Origin of the sequence: Aeromonas sp. WP2-W18-CRE-05, assembly GCF_014168615.1 — a bacterium.
Lineage (GTDB): Bacteria > Pseudomonadota > Gammaproteobacteria > Enterobacterales > Aeromonadaceae > Aeromonas > Aeromonas caviae.
This window is the reverse complement of sequence record NZ_AP021917.1, coordinates 4,247,276-4,266,084: the sequence shown is the minus strand read 5'-3', so window position 1 is coordinate 4,266,084 and position 18,809 is coordinate 4,247,276. Positions and strand designations below refer to the sequence as shown.

At 61.3% G+C, this 18,809-nt stretch carries 20 protein-coding genes and 1 riboswitch; of the genes, 11 read left to right on the top strand and 9 right to left on the bottom strand.

Annotated elements, in window-relative coordinates; genetic code table 11:
• Positions 1–14 precede the first annotated feature (14 nt).
• Positions 15–122: riboswitch (yybP-ykoY riboswitch) on the bottom strand.
• A 189-nt stretch (positions 123–311) separates the two neighbouring features.
• The gene (locus H7R73_RS19940; protein ID WP_010675780.1) at positions 312–899 is read left to right on the top strand and encodes a superinfection exclusion B family protein; all 588 of its coding nucleotides are present in this window, start codon (positions 312–314) and stop codon (positions 897–899) included.
• 64 nt (positions 900–963) lie between these two features.
• Here the strand turns inward: H7R73_RS19940 and H7R73_RS19935 are convergent, their stop codons facing one another.
• From H7R73_RS19935 to H7R73_RS19925, 3 genes are all read right to left on the bottom strand, one after another.
• Positions 964–1,422, bottom strand: coding sequence for a methylglyoxal synthase (locus tag H7R73_RS19935; RefSeq protein WP_041211864.1), 459 nt, complete (start codon positions 1,420–1,422; stop codon positions 964–966).
• Positions 1,423–1,672: 250 nt separating this feature from the next.
• Positions 1,673–2,152 carry a bacterioferritin gene (gene bfr / locus H7R73_RS19930; protein WP_010675778.1) on the bottom strand — a complete coding sequence of 160 codons (480 nt, stop codon included), beginning with the start codon at positions 2,150–2,152 and terminating at the stop codon, positions 1,673–1,675.
• 131 nt (positions 2,153–2,283) lie between these two features.
• On the bottom strand, positions 2,284–2,490 hold the full coding sequence (locus H7R73_RS19925) for a bacterioferritin-associated ferredoxin (RefSeq protein ID WP_039039715.1): 207 nt from the start codon (positions 2,488–2,490) through the stop codon (positions 2,284–2,286).
• Between the two features lie 138 nt (positions 2,491–2,628).
• Here H7R73_RS19925 and H7R73_RS19920 point away from each other — a divergent pair, with 138 nt between their 5' ends.
• The 6 genes from H7R73_RS19920 to H7R73_RS19895 all read left to right on the top strand — a co-directional run bounded on the left by H7R73_RS19920 (position 2,629) and on the right by H7R73_RS19895 (position 9,566).
• The gene (locus H7R73_RS19920) at positions 2,629–2,943 is read left to right on the top strand and encodes an HlyU family transcriptional regulator (protein WP_041211748.1); all 315 of its coding nucleotides are present in this window, start codon (positions 2,629–2,631) and stop codon (positions 2,941–2,943) included.
• The gene (locus tag H7R73_RS19915; RefSeq protein WP_103259494.1) at positions 2,940–5,012 is read left to right on the top strand and encodes a tRNA(Met) cytidine acetyltransferase TmcA; all 2,073 of its coding nucleotides are present in this window, start codon (positions 2,940–2,942) and stop codon (positions 5,010–5,012) included. Before H7R73_RS19920 ends, H7R73_RS19915 begins: the two co-directional genes overlap by 4 nt.
• Before the next feature lie 367 nt (positions 5,013–5,379).
• Positions 5,380–6,510, top strand: coding sequence for a cytochrome c oxidase subunit II (coxB, locus tag H7R73_RS19910; RefSeq protein WP_232092713.1), 1,131 nt, complete (start codon positions 5,380–5,382; stop codon positions 6,508–6,510).
• Between the two features lie 9 nt (positions 6,511–6,519).
• Positions 6,520–8,118 carry a cytochrome c oxidase subunit I gene (gene ctaD / locus H7R73_RS19905; protein WP_041211746.1) on the top strand — a complete coding sequence of 533 codons (1,599 nt, stop codon included), beginning with the start codon at positions 6,520–6,522 and terminating at the stop codon, positions 8,116–8,118.
• A gap of 9 nt (positions 8,119–8,127) precedes the next feature.
• Positions 8,128–8,682, top strand: a complete 555-nt coding sequence (locus tag H7R73_RS19900) for a cytochrome c oxidase assembly protein (protein WP_103259495.1) — start codon at positions 8,128–8,130, stop codon at positions 8,680–8,682.
• Positions 8,683–8,684: 2 nt separating this feature from the next.
• Positions 8,685–9,566, top strand: coding sequence for a cytochrome c oxidase subunit 3 (locus H7R73_RS19895; RefSeq protein WP_042864889.1), 882 nt, complete (start codon positions 8,685–8,687; stop codon positions 9,564–9,566).
• 8 nt (positions 9,567–9,574) lie between these two features.
• Here H7R73_RS19895 and H7R73_RS19890 read toward each other — a convergent pair whose 3' ends face one another.
• Positions 9,575–9,781, bottom strand: a complete 207-nt coding sequence (locus H7R73_RS19890; protein ID WP_039039709.1) for a DUF2909 family protein — start codon at positions 9,779–9,781, stop codon at positions 9,575–9,577.
• A gap of 78 nt (positions 9,782–9,859) precedes the next feature.
• Between H7R73_RS19890 and H7R73_RS19885 the strand changes: the two genes are divergently transcribed.
• Genes H7R73_RS19885 through cyoE form a run of 4 tightly spaced genes read left to right on the top strand, consistent with a single transcriptional unit; the run spans position 9,860 to position 12,976 of the window.
• Positions 9,860–10,525: an SURF1 family protein gene (locus tag H7R73_RS19885; protein WP_232092712.1), complete on the top strand. Its 666-nt coding sequence runs from the start codon at positions 9,860–9,862 to the stop codon at positions 10,523–10,525.
• A complete protein-coding gene (locus H7R73_RS19880) occupies positions 10,522–11,004 on the top strand; it encodes a hypothetical protein (protein ID WP_103259496.1) in 483 nt (160 codons plus the stop codon). The genes H7R73_RS19885 and H7R73_RS19880 overlap by 4 nt, the downstream gene beginning before the upstream one ends.
• Before the next feature lie 59 nt (positions 11,005–11,063).
• Positions 11,064–12,074: a COX15/CtaA family protein gene (locus H7R73_RS19875; protein WP_103259497.1), complete on the top strand. Its 1,011-nt coding sequence runs from the start codon at positions 11,064–11,066 to the stop codon at positions 12,072–12,074.
• Positions 12,071–12,976 carry a heme o synthase gene (gene cyoE / locus H7R73_RS19870; RefSeq protein WP_103259498.1) on the top strand — a complete coding sequence of 302 codons (906 nt, stop codon included), beginning with the start codon at positions 12,071–12,073 and terminating at the stop codon, positions 12,974–12,976. The genes H7R73_RS19875 and cyoE overlap by 4 nt, the downstream gene beginning before the upstream one ends.
• Before the next feature lie 126 nt (positions 12,977–13,102).
• Here cyoE and H7R73_RS19865 read toward each other — a convergent pair whose 3' ends face one another.
• The 5 genes from H7R73_RS19865 to H7R73_RS19845 all read right to left on the bottom strand — a co-directional run bounded on the left by H7R73_RS19865 (position 13,103) and on the right by H7R73_RS19845 (position 18,675).
• The gene (locus tag H7R73_RS19865; RefSeq protein ID WP_103259499.1) at positions 13,103–14,533 is read right to left on the bottom strand and encodes a gamma-aminobutyraldehyde dehydrogenase; all 1,431 of its coding nucleotides are present in this window, start codon (positions 14,531–14,533) and stop codon (positions 13,103–13,105) included.
• A 29-nt stretch (positions 14,534–14,562) separates the two neighbouring features.
• Positions 14,563–15,378 (bottom strand): ABC transporter permease, encoded by an 816-nt coding sequence (locus H7R73_RS19860; protein ID WP_103259500.1) that lies wholly within the window; start codon positions 15,376–15,378, stop codon positions 14,563–14,565.
• Positions 15,379–15,385: 7 nt separating this feature from the next.
• Positions 15,386–16,354, bottom strand: coding sequence for an ABC transporter permease (locus H7R73_RS19855; RefSeq protein ID WP_103259501.1), 969 nt, complete (start codon positions 16,352–16,354; stop codon positions 15,386–15,388).
• Positions 16,351–17,364 carry an ABC transporter ATP-binding protein gene (locus tag H7R73_RS19850; RefSeq protein WP_103259502.1) on the bottom strand — a complete coding sequence of 338 codons (1,014 nt, stop codon included), beginning with the start codon at positions 17,362–17,364 and terminating at the stop codon, positions 16,351–16,353. The genes H7R73_RS19855 and H7R73_RS19850 overlap by 4 nt, the downstream gene beginning before the upstream one ends.
• A 165-nt stretch (positions 17,365–17,529) precedes the next feature.
• Entirely contained in the window at positions 17,530–18,675 is a 1,146-nt protein-coding gene (locus H7R73_RS19845) for an ABC transporter substrate-binding protein (RefSeq protein ID WP_103259503.1), read from the bottom strand.
• Between the last annotated feature and the right edge of the window lie 134 nt (positions 18,676–18,809).

Here is an 18,809-nt window from a genome sequence, read left to right as displayed (position 1 = left end):
CCAAAGGTCTTGCAGGACGATAGGTGCTATCGCCGCCCATGCCATGGATCTGTGGATCCAAGAGTGTTGACATGGGCCCTGCCCGGATTTCGGGCGGGTTGCTACTCCCCAGTGACAGTGCGGGCTTTTTACCAAGTGGCTCGGTGAGGTGCAAGGCCAACAGGGGATGATCCGCGCGACAAGTTGTAAAAGGATGTGACAACCCTCGACTCTCCCGTCCGGGATCCTGATCTTTTTACGGGGATCCTTGTGCTGGCACAGCGATTGCTATGAGTTGGCTACTGTCCACATTGACTTGGGAAGGGTGAACGATGAAACGGTGGATCCAACATTTTTACCAGCTTAATCGCCTCAACTGGCTGATGGTCTGGCTGCTGCTCTGCTGCAGCATCATCCTGCTGTTTCCGGCCGGATTGATGAAAGGTGCCGTGAGCCAGTGGGCCACGGCTCATGCGGCCTGGCTTGGGGTCGGCATGTTGATCGCCATCTCCTATTTCTGCAGTCAGGGCTTCCTGATCGCCTGGGAGTGGGCCTGTGACGAGTGGCAGTCCCGCCGCCAGCAGGATCAACTGGCCCAGATGATTGGCTTCCTCGACTTCAACGAGAAGGCGGTGCTGCGGGAGTTCGTACTGCAACGGAAAAGCGTCATAAACCTGCCGATCACCGAACCCGCCGTCAAAAACCTGATGGATGCCGGCGTGCTCACCTACGCCTACGGCAAGCCGACGCGAGAGAAGGAGGACGAGAACCAGATCCGCGCCCTGATGATCGCCCTGCCAGCGCGCCCTCTGCTGACCTACAAGGTTCTGGGGCTGTCGCGGGGCAAGATGAGCGACGAGCAGGTGGAGCAGATCATGAATGCCAGGCCCAAATTCGCGCAGAAAAGCCTCCAGCGCTGACCTTCTCCCCCCATGAAAGAAAAGAGCCGGACATCTGTTCCGGCTCTTTGCTGTCTGGCGTTGCTTATTCGGTTCTGGCCTTGAGGTAGCCGGCGTAGTCGGGCACCTGGACGCTGAATGCCTGCTGCATGTGCGGGCTGTCCATGATGAAGTCCGCCGTCGCCTCGTTGGTGGCGACCGGGATGTTCCAGACGGCCGCGAGGCGCAGCAGGGCCTTGACGTCAGGATCGTGGGCGGCGGGATTGAGGGGATCCCAGAAGAAGATCATCACGTCTATCTTCCCTTCGGCGATGAGGGCGCCGAGCTGTTGATCCCCCCCCATGGGGCCGGAGAAGAGGCAGGTAATGGGCAGCTGCGCCTTCTTGCCGAGCAGGGTGCCCGTGGTGCCGGTCGCATAGAGGTGGTGGAGCTTGAGCTCCTCCTTGCGGCGCAGCACCCAGTTCAGCAGAGGGGCTTTCATGTTGTCGTGAGCCACCAGGGCAACCCGTTTGTGGGGCGCCATCTCGCGTGCAATCAGTTCCATGGAGGTCATCCGTAGCAAAATGATGGGAATGGGGTCGTATCCTAATCGAAAGCGGCGCCTGCCGCTGCCCCATGCATCGTAACTGTGATCCCTGAGGTGGTTCAATCCGGCGCCTGCCATCCTGACAGACTCTGGCCTGCCTTGTCAGCAACCAGGTTGGCTACCGTATCGTTGGGCAAGATCTCTGCCGCTGGTGCCATGAAAAAACCCGCCTGGGCGGGTTGGGATTGTCTCTTGATGTCATCTAGATTCAGGATGACTCGGCATGGAGCTGGGATTGCTGGTAGTTTTCCAGACCGATACGGGCGATGAGATCGAGCTGGGTTTCCAGCCAGTCCACATGCTCCTCTTCATCCTCCAGGATCTCCTGAAACAGGTCGCGGCTGACGTAGTCCTGCACGGACTCGGCATAGGTGATGGCGACTTTCAGGTCGGGGATGGCGTCCATCTCCAGAGACAAGTCACAGCGCAGCATCTCTTCCACCGTCTCACCGATGCGCAGCTTGCCCAGATCCTGCAAGTTGGGCAGCCCTTCCAGAAACAGCACCCGCTTGACCAGCTCGTCGGCATGTTTCATCTCATCGATGGATTCGTGATACTCCTTGTGCCCCAGCCCTTTGAGGCCCCAGTCATCATAGATGCGGGCATGCAGGAAGTATTGGTTGATGGCAACCAGCTCATTGGCCAGCACCTTGTTGAGGTGGGCAATGATTTTGGGATCTCCTTTCATCGACATTACTCCTCGTGTTCGAGCCTAGGCAACGATCACTAGAGCTTAGTCCAGAAACATGACCATAACGTGATGGGGAAAGTCGTCCCCTGGAGGGCAGAAGGAGAGATGAAGACGAGAAGTCGGCGGTTTTACGCCACTTCGTAATAGAGCGGTGCCTGCTCTGACTCCATCTTGTCGATTTCGGTAGCGATGATCTCCATCGCCATGCGCACACATTTACCACATTGAGTACCGACTTCCAGCGACTGTTTCAACTGTCGGAATTCAGTCTTGCCTGCCTGTACCGCCTTGCGGATCTGGTTATCTGTGATGCCGCGGCACAAACACACGTACATAATCTGGACCTCATGCTGGAATGAGATGAAATCTAAATGAGAATGGTTCGTAGTGCAAAGAACGAATGGTAATAAGATCCCGTGCTTGCCAGTGATTCCACCCTTGGGGAGAATGCCTGCATCAGAGAGGATGCGAACATGTTCAAAAAACTATTCAATGCCCTGTTCAAGGGAGAGATCGCCCAGAGCCCCGAGGTTGAGCCCATCGAATACATGGGCTATCTCATCTATCCCGAGCCCATGGCGGAAGGGGGGCAATACAGGCTGGCCGGTCGCATCACCAGGGAGATCGACGGGCAATTACAGACCCATCGCTTCATCCGCTCCGATCTCTTTGCCAACCCGGCGGATGCCGAGCGCTTCATGGTGCAAAAGGCCCATACCTTCATCGACCAGATGGGGGAGCGCATGTTTGAACCCCGCGTGAAGCCAGACGCCAGCCCAGCTCCATGATGTCAGCCGAGCTGCTCGCCTTGCGCCACGCTATCGCTCATGCCGGCGAGCGGCGTCTGATCTGGCTGGAAGGGGAGGAGGATGACTGCATCGTTCGTGCCGAATCCTTGCTGTGGGGGGCCGTGTTCTGGCTGGGGCAGGGTCCTGAGCGTCATGCTCCGCAGCCTGCCGCCAAGGCGCTTCAACGGCTCGGTCAGGAGTGTGACACCCTGGTATTCAATGCCTTCAGCGGTTTTCACCCCGATGCATTCGGTGCCTTGGCGGGGACATTGAGGGCTGGGGGGCTCTTGCTTCTGCTGACCCCGCCGCGGGAGGTATGGCCGACCTACCCAGACCCTGATCGTCAGAGGCTGGTCGCTCAGCCAGAGGAGGCCGATCGTGCCGGGCAGGGGTTCATCTCCCGTCTGGTACGGTTGCTGGCAGAAGATCCGGCGCGAGATCTGACGCCTGCCTCTTGTGATATGACCTGGCAGCCTCTCGACGGGGACCGGCCGCTGAGCGCGGATCAGGCCCGTGCGCTGCCCGCCATCCACAACGTGTTGCACGGCCATCGCCGTCGCCCCCTGGTGCTGAGCGCCGATCGCGGTCGTGGCAAGAGCGCCGTGCTGGGGCTGGCGAGCGCCGACTTGCTGAGTCGGGATCCGGCCTTGACGATAGCGGTGACTGCCCCTTCCCACGCTACAGTGGCGACACTTTTTGCCCATGCAGAGCGTGCGCTGGCAGAGATGCCTGAGCGGCTGGCCGGTCTGAGCTATGTGTCCCCTGATCGGGTGGCTCAAGGAGACGTGCTGGCGGATCTGTTGCTGGTGGATGAGGCCGCCGCCATCCCGACCCCGCTGCTGGAGGCCATGCTGGCCCGTCACAGTCGCATTGTCTTCGCTACAACGGAGCACGGCTATGAGGGGACGGGGCGCGGCTTTCATCTGCGCTTCAAGCGGATACTCGATGAGCAAACCCCGGATTGGCAGGAGCTGCGCCTGGTGGAGCCCATTCGCTGGAGCCTGAGCGATCCGCTGGAGCCTCTGATCTTCCGGCTCCTTGGTCTGAATGCTGACATATCGGCACCTCATCCCCCGACATCACCGACCTGGCGCCTGGTCGGACAAGATGAGCTGGCTCGTGATGACGCGCTGCTCAATCGGGTGTTCGGCCTGCTAGTGCTGGCTCACTACCAGACCAGCCCCAGTGATCTGCGGTATTTGCTGGAGGGGCCGGATCTCGACATTCATCTGATGGAGCAGGGACAGGAATTGCTCGGGGTGGCGCTGGTCGCGCGGGAGGGCAATATACCCCCTGATCTGGCGCATGCGATCTGGGCCGGACGACGGCGCCCTCGTGGACATCTGCTGCCCCAGTCGCTGCTGGCCCACGCTGGTTTCGTGACGGCGGGGGAGCGCTCTTATGCCAGGGTGATGCGCATCGCCATCCATCCTGCCCTTCATCGTCTCGGGCTGGGGTCCAGGTTGCTGGACAAGCTGGTATCACATTATCGGGTATTAGGGGTCGATTATCTGGGATCTGCCTTCTCCGCCAGTCCAGATCTGCTGCCATTCTGGCTCAAGGCGGGATTGAGGGTGCTGCGTCTTGGTCTGCAGCGCGATGCGGCCAGCGGCAGTCATGCAGCTTTGCTGCTGATGCCGTTGCAATCGGAATATCACGCCGAGCTGGCGCAATGGCGACAGCGTTTCATGAGCCAGTTGCCGGCCCTGCTGGCGGGTGAACTCAAGAGGCTGGATACCGAACTGGTCTGGCTATCCCTCAGAGGCGGACCTGTCACTCATGTGCCGGATCTGGATGAATTCGAGCATCGGGAACTCGATTGCTTTGCCCACCATCACAAGCCATTCGAATTGTGCCAGGCGACACTGCAACGCTGGCTGCTCCGGCGAGTGATGATGCTGGACGGGTTGAGTCAGGATGAACGACGGTTGCTGATCGCCACCATCTGGCAATATGCGTCCTGGTCCGAGCTGGCTGCCCGACAGGGTGTCGCGGGCAAACCCGCCCTGATAAAAGCATTGCGCTCCCTGCTGGCCAGACTGCTGGCTCAGCAAGCCCCAGCGGGCTGACCCCGCCTCTGGCACGGCAGAAAACCACGGAGCCCGGGAGGACCCCATGGCCCCTCCCGGGTTCTGCACATCGATTCGACTCACCATGGCTGAAGCTCTCCCCGTTCAAGGCGCGGCCACAACGGGACCCGTTTGTCCCTCTTCTCTGCTCGCGTTTTGCCCATTGCCACTGCTCTGATGAGCCTGACCAAGGCTATCTGCATTTTGGTTTTTTCTGAATATGGACTAATACTTGAATGTGAAATGAGTTTTAATAAATGCATTATTTTCAGATGGTTAGCGTTAGGTGTATTGAATGCAGGCCATCTTCTCCAACGTGCACAGGGAGTGCAATGTGAGAAACGATGCAGCTCAGGCAGGTGCCGGAATGATGATGTGGTTCATCAGCAGCAGCGCCTTTGCCAATGAGATCCGGTTCAACATGACGCGCGGGGCGACCGCCATCAGCCAGCAGGTCTATGACCTGCACATGACGATTTTCTATATCTGTTGCGTCATCGGTCTGCTCGTCTTCGGCATCATGTTCTGGTCCATCGTGCACCATCGAAAATCGCGCGGTGCCAAAGCCGCCCAGTTTCACGAAAGCACTCGCATCGAGTTGCTGTGGACGGCCATCCCCGTGTTGATACTGATCGCGATGGCGGCACCGGCAACCTCGACCCTGTTGAAGATGGAAGATACCTCCAAGGCCGATCTCACCGTCCTCGTCACGGGCTCGCAATGGAAATGGCATTACAAATACCTCGAGTATCCGGTGGCGTTTTATTCCCTGCTGGCGACCAGCAAACAGCAGATCTCGGGCGATGCCCCCAAGGGCGGCAATTATCTGCTGGAGGTGGATAACCCTCTGGTGTTGCCGGTCGGCAAGAAGATCCGTTTCCTGATGACCTCGGACGATGTCATCCACTCCTGGTGGGTTCCCGCCTTCGCCGTGAAAAAAGATGCCAATCCTGGCTACATCAACGAATCCTGGACGCGGATCGACAAGCCGGGCACCTATCGTGGGCAGTGCGCCGAGCTGTGCGGAAAGGATCACGGTTTCATGCCCGTGGTTGTGGTGGCCAAATCCGCAGAGGAGTTCGAGGCGTGGATTGCCAGGAAGGGAGACGAGCAGGCAACCGCCAAGGCACAGCAACAGGCGCAGGCAGCGGAGACCATGACGTTGCCACAAGCCATGGCGCTGGGGGAGAAAGTCTATCTGGGCCACTGTGCGGCCTGTCATCAGCCCGCGGGTACCGGATTGCCCGGCATCTTCCCGGCGCTCAATGGCAGCAAGGTGACCACACAGGCGGAGCATCGTGCCCAGCATCTGGATACGGTGTTGCACGGCCGGAGTGGTACGGCGATGCAACCTTTTGGCAAACAGTTGACGGCGCAGGAACTCGCCGCCGTCATCACCTATGAACGCAATGCCTGGGATAACAAGACCGGTGACCTTGTGCAGCCAGCCGAGGTGCAGTCCCTTCTCAACCCGGCCAATCCGGACAAGGACAAGTGAGGCGTCGGCATGAGTGATGGAATCACGGATACCCCGCACAGCGAACATGTCCACCAGCCAGCGGCCGGTCTGAGGCGCTGGCTCTACACCACCAATCACAAGGACATCGGTACCCTCTATCTGTGCTTTGCCCTCACCATGTTCTTTACCGGTGGCGCCATGGCCATGGTGATCCGGGCAGAACTGTTCCAGCCCGGACTGCAACTGGTGGAACCCCTGTTTTTCAACCAGATGACCACAGTACACGGCCTCATCATGGTCTTTGGTGCCGTCATGCCCGCCTTCACCGGCCTCGCCAACTGGCTGATCCCCATCATGATTGGGGCCCCTGACATGGCGCTGCCCCGCATGAACAACTGGAGCTTTTGGATCCTGCCGTTTGCTTTCCTCATCCTCCTGTCGAGCCTGTTTATGGAGGGAGGCGGCCCCAGTTCTGGCTGGACCTTCTATGCCCCCCTGTCTACCCAGTACAGCGGCAACAGCACGGCCCTGTTTGTCTTTGCCATTCACATCATGGGAATCTCCTCCATCATGGGGGCCATCAACGTCATCGTGACCATCTTCAACCTGCGGGCGCCGGGCATGGGCTGGATGGAGATGCCGCTGTTTGTCTGGACCTGGCTCATCACGGCGTTTCTGCTCATCGCTGTCATGCCGGTGCTGGCGGCTGCGGTGACCATGGTGCTGACGGACAAGTATTTCGGGACCAGTTTCTTCGATGCGGCCGGTGGGGGGGATCCTGTCCTGTTTCAGCACATTTTCTGGTTCTTCGGGCACCCGGAAGTCTACATCATGATATTGCCGGCTTTCGGCATCGTCTCCAGCATCATTCCGACCTTCTCCCGCAAGAAGCTGTTCGGTTATCGCTCCATGGTCTATGCCACCAGCAGCATCGCCTTGCTCTCCTTCATGGTCTGGGCTCACCACATGTTCACCACCGGATTGCCCGTGGTGGCGGAGCTGTTCTTCATGTACACCACCATGCTGATTGCGGTACCGACAGGGGTAAAGGTGTTCAACTGGCTTGCCACCATGTGGCGTGGTTCTCTGACATTCGAGACCCCCATGCTGTTTGCCATCGCCTTCATCACCCTGTTCACCATTGGCGGTTTCTCCGGGTTGATGCTGGCCATGACACCGGCTGATTTTCAGTATCACGACACCTATTTCGTAGTGGCCCATTTCCACTATGTGCTGGTGACCGGTGCCGTCTTCTCGATCCTGGCCGCTGCCTACTACTGGTTGCCGAAATGGACGGGGCACATGTATGACGAGCGGCTCGGCCAATGGCATTTCTGGTGTTCGCTCGTCTCGGTCAATGTGCTGTTTTTCCCCATGCATTTTGTCGGGCTGGCGGGCATGCCTCGCCGCATTCCCGATTACGCCCTGCAATTTGCCGACTTCAACATGCTGATCAGCCTGGGGGGCTTTGCCTTCGGCCTGTCCCAACTGCTGTTTGTCTGGGGCGTGGTCAAATGCATCAGAGGCGGAGCCAAGGCGAGCGATCGGGTATGGGAGGGGGCCGAGGGGCTGGAATGGACGCTCTCCTCTCCCCCTCCCTATCACAGTTTCCAGACTCCGCCGGATATCCGGTCGGAAGAGCGTTAGGGAGGTCATATGACCCAGGTCAGTCATGCCCCCTTGCTCAGAAAACTGGCTCTGGTCGTGCTCGTCATGTTTGGTTTTGCCTTTGCGCTGGTGCCGCTTTATGACGTCTTTTGCCGGATCACCGGCCTCAATGGCAAGACGTCTGATCAAGCGGCCAGTACGGAGCGGGCGGTGATCGACAGCAAGCGGAGCATCCAGATCGAGTTTCTTGCTCATGCGGATACCCGGATGCCGTGGGAGTTCAACGGTGAGACGGCTCGGCTGTCGGTGCGGCCGGGGGAGGTGAAGATGGTCAACTTTCGGGTGTTCAATCCCACGGAGCGGACCATGGTGGGTCAGGCGGTCCCGTCGGTCTCTCCCGGTCCCGCCGCAGCCTATCTGAAGAAAGTGGAGTGTTTCTGTTTCAATCGCCAGGAGCTGAGGGCAGGGCAGAGCAAGCTGATGCCGCTCAAGTTCTATATCGATCCGGCACTACCGGACAGCATCAATACCATCACGCTTTCCTACTCGCTCTATGACATCACGGAGTCCGTACCTGCACCGGCACTCGCACAGAGGAAATGACCATGGCCAAGGTGAACCAGACCTATTATGTCCCGGACCAGAGTCGCTGGCCCATCATTGGTGCCATTGCACTGTTTTTCCTGGCGTTGGGGGCGGGACATCTGGTCAATGAAGTGGCGAGTGGGCAGACCGGTTTCGGCCGGTATCTGATGATGGCCGGTGTCGCCCTGCTGGCATTCATGTTGTTTGGCTGGTTCCGTCACATCATCCGGGAGTCCATGACCGGGCTCTACAGCGCCCAGATGGACAGATCCTTCAGGCAGGGCATGGTCTGGTTCATCTTCTCCGAAGTGATGTTCTTTCTGGCTTTTTTCGGAGTGCTGTTCTATGCCCGCCAGCTTGCGGTGCCCTGGCTGGATGGTGCGGGCCACAGGGTGATGACGGGCCAGCTGCTGTGGCCGGATTTCACCGCTCACTGGCCCCTGCTCAAGACGCCCGGCGGGGCCACGACCCAGGCCATGCCCTGGCAGGGGATCCCCCTCATCAATACCTTGATCCTGCTTGGCTCCTCCGTGACCCTGCTGTTTGCACACATGAGTCTGGAAAACGGCAGACGCATGCGGCTCAAGGGGATGTTGCTGGCAACCGTGGTGCTCGGGCTGACATTCCTGTGGTTTCAAGGCTATGAGTATCTGCATGCCTATCGGGATCTCGGGCTGCGGCTGGATTCCGGCATCTATGGCAATACCTTCTTCATTCTGACCGGGTTCCATGGACTGCACGTGCTGCTGGGCACCCTTTTCCTGACCATCATCTGGCTGCGCATCATGCTGAGGGATCATTTCACTCCACAGCGTCATTTTGCTTTCCAGGCTGCGGCCTGGTACTGGCACTTCGTCGATGTGGTCTGGCTTTGTCTGTTCGTCTTTGTCTACCTGCTTTGATGCCGTGCTCAGTAGGGGCGCGGGTTGGGCTCCAGCCAGCCCATCGCGAGAGAGAGCAGCAGTATGATGACCACCAGCAGGGAGAAGAAGACGCGCCGGCCCAGAGGTACCGACATCTTTTGCGTATTGCCTGCACTGAGCATCAGCCAGAGGGCGTGAAACAGCTGACCGATGATGAGCAGCAGCATGAGTACCAGAACGACCTTGATCAACATCTTGGGATCCTCCTCGATATGCGCGATTCGGCTGCACGAGACAAGCGACGACCATGGCATCACAGACGCTGGTTCGTCTTGTTGTTCACTCTGGTGGTGACGGCCGGTTTGTGCAAGCTGGCGTTCTGGCAGTGGCAGCGCGGAATGGAAAAAACGGCCTGGCTGGCGCAGATGGCAAAGATGCAGCAGGCCGGGCCAAGGACATTGGCCCAGATCGACTGGCAACACCCGGAGTCACTGGATGGCCAGCCTCTGCAAGGGAAAGCTGAGTGGGTCAGCCCTTATGTCTGGTTGCTGGACAACCAGATCGTCAACGGGGAGGTTGGCTATGACGTGCTCATTCCGGTACGCACAGAGGGGGGATCCTCACAGTTGCTGGTCAACCTGGGATGGGTGCCTGCGCCATCCGACAGGTCGCAATTGCCCAATCCCGCCATTCCCGCCGCAATGACCCTTGAAGGTGTTCTGCGCATGGCTCCCGGTGGCTTCCTGCTGGGACAGAACATAGAACCAGGCCCCTACCCGAACCGGCTGCAATCCATCAGGGTCGAGACCCTGCGACAGGCGATCGGAGCCCCGCTTGCAGACGCCGTGTTGTATCAAAGACGAACCCCATTCCTCTATCACTACCAGCACAATGTCATGCCGCCCGAAAAACACCGGGCCTATGCGGTGCAATGGCTCGGCTTGGCGCTGGTGGTTCTGTCAGGGGGGGTCATGCTGACAAGGAGGTGCTCCCCATGAGCGGATGGCGACGCTGGCGGGTGCCAGTGCTCTTTGCTGCGGTGATCCTGCTGCCTGTGGTGCTGGCGGCTCTGACTCTTCACCAGGGCTGGTATGAACCCGGCACGCGCAGCAAGGGGCACTGGCTGCACCAGGAGATCTACCTGTTGCAACCGCTTCCTGCCCATCAGCACCAATGGCGACTGGTCTATCTGGTGGCCCCTCGCTGCGAGGGGCAATGCCGGCAGGTCCCCGCGCTGATGGCACGTATCCAGGCCGCACTTGGTCGTAATCTGGACAAGCTGGAGCTGGTCCAGTTGACGCCACCTCACGAGGCAAACAGTGAAATGAGGGTGGGGGATATACTGCTGGTGGACGACCGCGGGCTGGCTATCTTGCGTTACGAGGTACCCGGCAGCACGACGACCTGGCCGTTGCTTGGCAAGGCGGTACTGTCAGATCTGCAGCAACTGCTCAAGTATCAGCGTGGGGTGCAGTGACGATGCAGCCGGTATGGGACTCGCATCTTCTGGTGACTGCACGGTCAACGAGGCGGCATATGAAGATGCACAAGAGGCTGGCCTCCGTGGCCATTGCGCTGGCAGTTCTGGTCATCGCGCTCGGTGCTTATACCCGGTTGACGGATGCCGGGCTGGCTTGCCCAGATTGGCCAGGTTGTTATGGTTCACTGGCCATTCCCCGCGCCGAGCATACGGAACTGGCGGCACAGCGCTATCCGGCCAGCCCGCTTGTTCCTCACAAGGCGCGCAGTGAGATGGTGCATCGCTACTTCGCCGGGGTGCTGGGAGGCGTGATTGTGCTCCTGTCCGGCTTGGGCTGGCGTACAGGCGGCCGACTGCGTCACCTCTCGCTCATCTTGCTGGTGCTGGTTGCAGGTCAGGCGGCGCTGGGTATGTGGACGGTGACCCTGGCCCTGCATCCTCTGGTGGTGACCACTCATCTGCTGGGCGGCTTCGTCATCCTGACCTTGCTTTGGCTCTATCGGGCCGAATTGGCAGGTTTCCCTTCACCCCCGCCCGTACACCAGGGTGTGTCCTGGCTTGGCAGCATGGCCTGTGGCGTGCTGCTGCTGCAGATCGCGCTGGGGGGCTGGACGTCGGCGAACTATGCGGCCATGGCGTGTGTGGAGTTTCCCTTGTGCCAGGGCAACTGGCAGGCAGAGCTGAATTGGGCGCAAGCCTTTCATCTCCCCCTGGGTCACGCCAGTTATGAGTTCGGCGTGCTGGACAAGGAGGCACGTCAGACCATTCACATCGCCCATCGCCTGGGAGCGCTGACCACGGCCTTGCTGGTGGGTGCTTTCGCCCTCGCGCTGCTCTGCCAGCGGCCCCCCCTGAGAGGGTTTGGCTGGTTGTTGCTGGGTCTGCTGACCGTGCAGATTGCCTTGGGATTGGCGAACGTCCATCTGGCCCTGCCGCTGGCCAACGCCCTTGCACACAACTTGGTGGCCGCCCACCTGCTGGCCTGTTGTGTGCTGGCGCGCGGGAGACTCTCTATGCCTCATCACAACCCCGTGCGATCCCCTGGGATGGTCAGGAGCCGGACATGAATGGGAGAGTACGGGCACAGCGCTTTGCCCTCCGCCGGGTGCGCGATTATTGCCAATTGACCAAACCAAAGGTGGTTGCCCTGCTGCTCCTGACCGCCTGGGTGGGCATGCTGCTGGCCGAGCCGACACGCGCCTCTCTGGACGAGATGATACTGGGCCTGGCGGGGATTGGACTGCTCGCTGCCGGGGCGGCGGCCATGAACCATTCTCTGGATAGCGGCATCGATGCCCGGATGCGCAGAACGCGCTGGCGCCCGGTCGCCACGGGACGGATCACGCCGGGGCAGGCGATGAGTTTCGCGATCTGTCTGGCACTGTCGGGGTTTGTTCTGCTCCATTGGGGCGTAAATCCCCTGACTGCCTGGCTAACCCTGGCCAGCCTGTTCGGCTATGCGGTCGTCTATACCCTGCTGCTGAAGCGGGCCACGCCGCAGAATATCGTCATCGGCGGATTGGCGGGAGCCATGCCACCGCTCTTGGGCTGGACCAGCATCACGGGGCAGCTTTCGGCCGAGCCCTGGCTGCTGGTGATGATCATCTTTACCTGGACGCCGCCCCATTTCTGGTCTTTGGCCATCCACCGGCGCGATGACTATGCCGGTGCCGACATTCCCATGCTGCCCGTCACCCACGGCACCGATTTCACCAAGACAGCCATCCTGCTCTATCTGCTGATCCTGACGCTCGTCTGCCTGCTGCCCTATCTGATCGGCATGTCGGGGCTTGTCTACCTGGTCGGCAGTCTGGGGCTGAACCTTGGATTCTGCTGGCATGGCTGGTTGTTGAAGTCCGGGGATCGGCCCGGCCAGGCGATGCGCACCTTTCGTTTCTCCATCTATCACTTGATGCTGCTGTTTGGTCTGCTTATTTTGGATCACCACTGGCTGTGGCGGTTGTCATGACGTTGACGCGGGTCGCGGTTGGGTGAATGGTGACACTGCGTTGGTGCACAGCAGGGATGCACAGACCTGATGCAAAACAAGATGGCCCCAAGGGGCCATCTTGTTTTCAGGGGGACGGAGTGGAGCCTAGAGCTTGACCATGATATGCCGCGGCACCGTGTAGTCCTCCAGGGCGTAGAGGGAGAGATCTTTGCCGTAGCCGGACATCTTCATGCCGCCGTGAGGCATCTCGGAGGTGAGCATGAAGTGGGTGTTGATCCAGGTGCAGCCGTACTGCAGGTGGCTGGCCACCTTGCTGGCAAGGCCGAGATCCCGGGTCCAGACCGAGCTGGCGAGGCCGTAGTCCGAGTCGTTGGCCCACTGCACCACCTGCTCGGCGTCGCTGAAGCGGGTCACCGACACCACCGGGCCGAACACCTCTCGGCGCACGATTTCATCCTCCTGACGGGCATGTGCGATCAGGGTCGGCTCGAAGAAGAAGCCGTTGCCTGGGCGGATCTTGCCCCCCGCCGTCACTTCCACGTGACCGCTGCTCTGGGCCCGCTCCACGAAGCTGGCCACCCGGTTGCGCTGCCGGTCCGAGATGAGCGGCCCCATCTCCACCCCCTCCTCGCGCGGACCGCCCACCTTGATGGAGGCCACCGCCTCGGTCATGGCGGCGACGAACTTGTCGTAGATCTTGCCTTGGGCATAGATGCGGCAGGCGGCTGTGCAATCCTGGCCGGCGTTGTAGAAGCCGAAGGTGCGAATGCCCGCCACCACGGCCTCCAGATCCGCATCGTCGAAGATGATGACCGGTGCCTTGCCCCCCAGCTCCAGGTGGGTTCGCTTAATGGTGCGGGCGGCGCTCTGCAGGATCTTCTGGCCGGTGGCGATGTCACCGGTGAGGGACACCATGCGCACCAGCGGGTGCTCCACCAGCGGCGCCCCCACGCTCTCGCCCCGGCCGCAGACGATGTTGATGACGCCGCGCGGGAAGAGCTCGCTGGCCAGCTCCGCCAGGCGCAGGGCGGTGAGCGGGGTCTGCTCGGAGGGCTTGAGCACCACCGTATTGCCGGCGGCGAGCACGGGGGCCATCTTCCAGGCCGCCATCATCAACGGATAGTTCCAGGGGGCGATACTGCCCACCACGCCTATGGGATCGCGGCGGATCATGCTGGTGTGCCCCTCGATATACTCCCCCGCCAGCGGCCCCTGCAGGCAGCGGGCGGCGCCAGCGAAGAAGCGGAAGCAGTCAACCACCGCCGGCAGCTCGTCATTGAGCACTGCCAGATAGGGCTTGCCGCAGTTGAGGGATTCGAGCGCCGCAAACTCCTCGGCGTGGCGCTCGATGGCATCGGCCAGGCGCAGCAGCAGGGTACTGCGCTGGGCTGGCGTGGTGCGGCTCCACTGGGCGAAGGCGCGTTGGGCGCCGTTCACCGCCCGGTTCACCTGTTCGAACGAGGCTTCGGGCACCGAGGCGAGCAGCTCGCCGGTGGCCGGGTTGAGGATGGGCTCGGCCTGGCCGTCACCGGTGACGAACTGGCCGTCGATCAAGAGTTGGGTAGAGAGTTTCATGGTTGCATCCTTGCGCACGCGTTGAGTCGTTATTTGCCACTGCCGGCGACGTCCTGGCCGTCGCGGGTGAGGTAGTAGGCAAGCAGAATGGGAATGGTGGTGAAGGCCACTATGATGAGCGCCACCACGTTGGTGACCGGCCTGTCCCGTGGCCGGATCAGCTCCTGATACATCCAGATCGGCAGCGTGGTCTGCTGGCCGGCGGTGAAGGTGGTGACGATCACCTCGTCAAAGCTGAGGGCGAACGCCAGCATGCCTCCCGCCAGCAGCGCGGTGGCGAGGTTGGGCAGGATCACGTAGCGCAGGGTCTGGAAGCCGTCGGCACCGAGATCCATCGACGCCTCGATGAGGCTTTGGTTGGTGCGGCGAAAGCGTGCCAGGGCATTGTTGTAGACCACCACCACGCAGAAGGTGGCGTGACCGATCACGATGGTCCAGAAGCTGAAGGGGATCTCCATCACCCCGTAGGCGGAGCGCAGCGCGATGCCGGTGACGATGCCGGGCAGGGCGATGGGCAGCACCAGCAAGAGCGAGACCACCTCCTGACCGAAGAAGCGGCTGCGGGCGATGGCCCCCGCCGCCAGGGTGCCGAGCACCATGGCCACCAGGGTAGCGAGCCCGGCCACTTCCAGCGACAGCTGGATGGCGCGCCATACGTCGGGGCGGTTGAGGGTCACCTCGAACCACTTGAAGGTGAGCCCGGGGGGCGGGAACTGGTAGCTCTTGCTCTCGCTGGTGAAGGCGTAAAGGAAGATGAACAGGATCGGAAAGTGCAGGAACAGGAGGCCGCCGATGGCCGCGTACTTGAGCAGGCCGGAGGGCTGGCTGCCATGGTCCCGTTTCATGGAAGTATTAGAGCGCATCGAAGGCCCCCAAGCGTTTCGCGATGGTCAGGTAGATGGCGATGATGAGGATCGGCACCAGCGAGAAGGCGGCAGCGAAGGGCAGGTTGCCCGCCGTGCCCTGCTGCATGTAGACCACCTGACCTATGTACATGGTGGAATTGCCTATGATGCCGGGGATGATGTAGTCCCCCAGCGTCAGGGAGAAGGTGAAGATGGAGCCCGCCACCACGCCGGGCAGGGCCAGCGGCAGGATCAGGGTACGAAAGGTCTGGGCCGGGGTGGCGCCGAGATCGCCGCTCGCCTCCAGCAGGGAGCGCGGGATCCGCTCCACCGCCGCCTGGATGGGCAGGATCATGAAGGGCAGCCAGACGTAGACGAACACGATGAAGGTGCCGATGCGCGAGAACGACAGCGACGGTCCCCCGATCACCGGCAGCGAGAGGATGGCGTCCAGCAGCCAGTCCAGTCCCAGAGTATCTGCCAGCCAGCTGATGACCCCCTCCTTGGCCAGGATCAGCTTCCAGGCGTAGACCCGCACCAGATAGCTGGACCAGAGCGGCAGCATGATGCCGACGTAGAACAGGGCCCGGGTCTTGCCGCTGGTGTAGCGCGCCATGTAGTAGGCCACCGGAAAGCCGAGCAGGGCGCAGGCCAGGGTCACCAGCAGCGACATGCCTACGGTGCGCAGGATCACGTCCAGGTTCTCAGCCCGCAGCAGGGCGACGAAGTTCTGCAGCCCCAGTTCGTGGCGGATCTGGCCGCTGAACTCGTCCAGCCCGAAGAAGGCGTTGGAGAGCAGCATCAGCAGGGAGCCGACATAGATGATGCCGAGCCACAGCAGGGGCGGCCCGAGCAGAATAGCCAGCAGCAGGCCGGAGCGGCCATAGAGCAGGGTGGAGAGGCGCCGCAGCGGCCGATAGGAGAGGGGGGCAGTGGGTTGGCTCATGGCAAGGCTCGCACTGTGGGGGGCGCTCATGGTTGAGCTCCCTGAGGGGCGGTGTGCAGGCGATGGATCGCCTGCTCCGGCCAGCTGAGGCTGACCCGGGCGCCACGGGGCAGGCGGGCCTGGCCCTCGTTGGGGTGGTTGACGATAAGCTCGAGCTGCTCGCCGAGATCGACCCGATAGCGCACGAAGGGGCCGAGGTACTCCACTTCGCGCACTTCCCCTGACCAGCCGGGCGTGCCGGCCTCGGCGAGGCGGATCCGCTCAGGGCGGACCATCATCTGGTGAGCATCGCCGCACAGCCGGCGGGCCTGCTCCCCATCGAACAGGTTGACGGTGCCGACAAAGCGGGCGACGAAGGGGGTGGCGGGGGCGTCATAGACAGTATCCGGCGCGGCGATCTGCTCGATCTTGCCCTGATTGAAGATGCAGATGCGGTCGCTCATGGAGAGCGCCTCCTGCTGATCGTGGGTGACGAAGATGAAGGTGATGCCGAGCTGGCGCTGCAAGGCTTTGAGTTCGAGCTGCATCTGCTCGCGCAGCTTGAGGTCGAGGGCCCCCAGCGGCTCGTCCAGCAGCAGGATGCGCGGCTGGTTGATCAGTGCCCGGGCGATGGCGATGCGCTGGCGCTGGCCGCCGGAGAGCTGGCCCGGCTTGCGGTTGCCGACGCCGGGCAAGCGCACCAGCTCCAGCATCTCGTCCACCTTGCGGTAACGCTCCGCCTTGGCGACGCCCTTGAGCATCAGGCCGTAGCCGATGTTGTCGCGCACATCCATGTTGGGAAACAGGGCGTAGTCCTGAAACACGGTATTGAGGTTGCGGTCGTAGGGGGGCACGGTAGAGCAGGGCTCGCCGAACAGCCGGATCTCCCCCTCGCTCGGGTACTCGAAGCCCGCGATCATCCGCAGGCAGGTGGTCTTGCCGGAACCGCTTGGCCCCAGCAGGGTGAAAAACTCGCCAGCCGGGATCTGGAAGGAGATGTCGTCGACCGCCTTCACCTCGCCATAGTGGCGGCTGACCCGGTCAAATTGTACGGCGTTCATGGGACGTCCTTGTCTGTGTGGGAAGCGGGCCGGACTCCTGTCCGGCCCCATCTGGTTATCCGGTCTTGGCGGCCACCCAGGATGGCGATATAGTCCGAAACCCAGCGGTAGCACAGAGGACACGCAGGTCCCCTGCCGCTGGGATATGGCCTTGTTCTACCAGCATCAGCGGCCACCCAGAATAGCGATATAGTCCGAGACCCAGCGGTAATACGGCACGCAGGTTCCCTGGCTCTTGCACTGGGAGACGGGAGTACGCCAGAAGTGAACCCGATCGAAGTTGTCGATGCCGTTGATCTTGCACCCCTCTTTCCCGAGCAGGGCATTGCCCTCGCAGGCGGCCGGCACCACGGGCACGGACCCGAACCAGGAGGCGAGATCCCCCTGCAGCTTGTTGTTGAGGGAGTGCTCCAGCCACTGATAGGCACAGGTGAGGTTCTTCGCTTCGCTGTGCACCATGCTGGTGTCGGCCCAGCCGGTGACCCCTTCCTTGGGCACCGTCGTGGCGATGGGCTGCTTGTCGGCGATCAGGGTATTGGCCTGGAACGGCCAGGAGCCGGAGGCCACCACCCCCTCGTTCTTGAAGTCGTCGATCTGGACGAAGGCATCGTGCCAGTAGCGTCCCACCAGCTTGCGCTGCTGGCGCAGGAGGTCGAGGGCGGCCTTGTACTGATCCTCGTTCAGCTCATAGGGATCCTTGATGTCGAGCGCCGGCTGGTGGCTCATCAGATAGAGGGCGGCATCGGCGATGTGAATGGGGCCGTCGAACGCCTGCACCCGCCCCTTGTTGGACTTGCCGTCCGGCAGGGTCTGCTCCTCGAACACCACGCTCCAGGAGTCGGGCGCCTTGGGGAACACCTTGGTGTTGTACATCAAGATGTTGCCGCCCCACTGGTAGGGCACGCCGTAGTGCTTGCCGTCTACCGTGTGCCAGGGGGCATTCTGCAGGCGGGGGTCTATCTTGCCGTAGCTCGGGATGAGCGCCAGGTTGAGTGCCTGCACCTTGCCACCGGCAATCAGACGCAGGCTGGCGTCGCCGGAGGCGGTCACCAGATCGAAGCCCCCCTCGTTCATCAGCGCCACCATCTCGTCCGAGGTGGCGGCCGTCTTGACGTTGACCTTGCAGCCGGTCTCTTTTTCGAAGCCGGTGACCCAGTCGTAGTTCTTGTCGGTCTCGCCGCGCTCCACGTAGCCGGCCCAGGCCACGATGTTGAGCTGGCCTTCACCCTTGCCGAGGGTGGTGGGGGCAGCCTGGACCTGGCTTGCCAGCAGCGCCGGGATCAGGGCCAGGGTCAGAGGGGTCAATTTCATCTTGCTCTCCTTGCATGATTGGCAACCGTGGCGGCGCCACAGTAGGCATTAACATCCTGTTAACCAGTCATGAGCGTAGGAGAAGCCGGGAGCAATGAGAATTTCAATTTTTAACGGCTTGGGTATCTGTAAAA

What these genes read in the sequence shown, in the direction of transcription:
- H7R73_RS19855 (WP_103259501.1), bottom strand. Translation starts at nt 16,354, where the DNA reads ATGAGCGCCCCCCACAGTGCGAGCCTTGCCATGAGCCAACCCACTGCC.
- coxB (WP_232092713.1), top strand. Translation starts at nt 5,380, where the DNA reads ATGATGATGTGGTTCATCAGCAGCAGCGCCTTTGCCAATGAGATCCGG.
- H7R73_RS19895 (WP_042864889.1), top strand. Translation starts at nt 8,685, where the DNA reads ATGGCCAAGGTGAACCAGACCTATTATGTCCCGGACCAGAGTCGCTGG.
- ctaD (WP_041211746.1), top strand. Translation starts at nt 6,520, where the DNA reads ATGAGTGATGGAATCACGGATACCCCGCACAGCGAACATGTCCACCAG.
- H7R73_RS19940 (WP_010675780.1), top strand. Translation starts at nt 312, where the DNA reads ATGAAACGGTGGATCCAACATTTTTACCAGCTTAATCGCCTCAACTGG.
- H7R73_RS19915 (WP_103259494.1), top strand. Translation starts at nt 2,940, where the DNA reads ATGATGTCAGCCGAGCTGCTCGCCTTGCGCCACGCTATCGCTCATGCC.
- H7R73_RS19920 (WP_041211748.1), top strand. Translation starts at nt 2,629, where the DNA reads ATGTTCAAAAAACTATTCAATGCCCTGTTCAAGGGAGAGATCGCCCAG.
- H7R73_RS19900 (WP_103259495.1), top strand. Translation starts at nt 8,128, where the DNA reads ATGACCCAGGTCAGTCATGCCCCCTTGCTCAGAAAACTGGCTCTGGTC.
- H7R73_RS19890 (WP_039039709.1), bottom strand. Translation starts at nt 9,781, where the DNA reads ATGTTGATCAAGGTCGTTCTGGTACTCATGCTGCTGCTCATCATCGGT.
- H7R73_RS19925 (WP_039039715.1), bottom strand. Translation starts at nt 2,490, where the DNA reads ATGTACGTGTGTTTGTGCCGCGGCATCACAGATAACCAGATCCGCAAG.
- H7R73_RS19860 (WP_103259500.1), bottom strand. Translation starts at nt 15,378, where the DNA reads ATGAAACGGGACCATGGCAGCCAGCCCTCCGGCCTGCTCAAGTACGCG.
- H7R73_RS19880 (WP_103259496.1), top strand. Translation starts at nt 10,522, where the DNA reads ATGAGCGGATGGCGACGCTGGCGGGTGCCAGTGCTCTTTGCTGCGGTG.
- H7R73_RS19875 (WP_103259497.1), top strand. Translation starts at nt 11,064, where the DNA reads ATGAAGATGCACAAGAGGCTGGCCTCCGTGGCCATTGCGCTGGCAGTT.
- H7R73_RS19865 (WP_103259499.1), bottom strand. Translation starts at nt 14,533, where the DNA reads ATGAAACTCTCTACCCAACTCTTGATCGACGGCCAGTTCGTCACCGGT.
- H7R73_RS19845 (WP_103259503.1), bottom strand. Translation starts at nt 18,675, where the DNA reads ATGAAATTGACCCCTCTGACCCTGGCCCTGATCCCGGCGCTGCTGGCA.
- bfr (WP_010675778.1), bottom strand. Translation starts at nt 2,152, where the DNA reads ATGAAAGGAGATCCCAAAATCATTGCCCACCTCAACAAGGTGCTGGCC.
- H7R73_RS19850 (WP_103259502.1), bottom strand. Translation starts at nt 17,364, where the DNA reads ATGAACGCCGTACAATTTGACCGGGTCAGCCGCCACTATGGCGAGGTG.
- H7R73_RS19935 (WP_041211864.1), bottom strand. Translation starts at nt 1,422, where the DNA reads ATGGAACTGATTGCACGCGAGATGGCGCCCCACAAACGGGTTGCCCTG.
- cyoE (WP_103259498.1), top strand. Translation starts at nt 12,071, where the DNA reads ATGAATGGGAGAGTACGGGCACAGCGCTTTGCCCTCCGCCGGGTGCGC.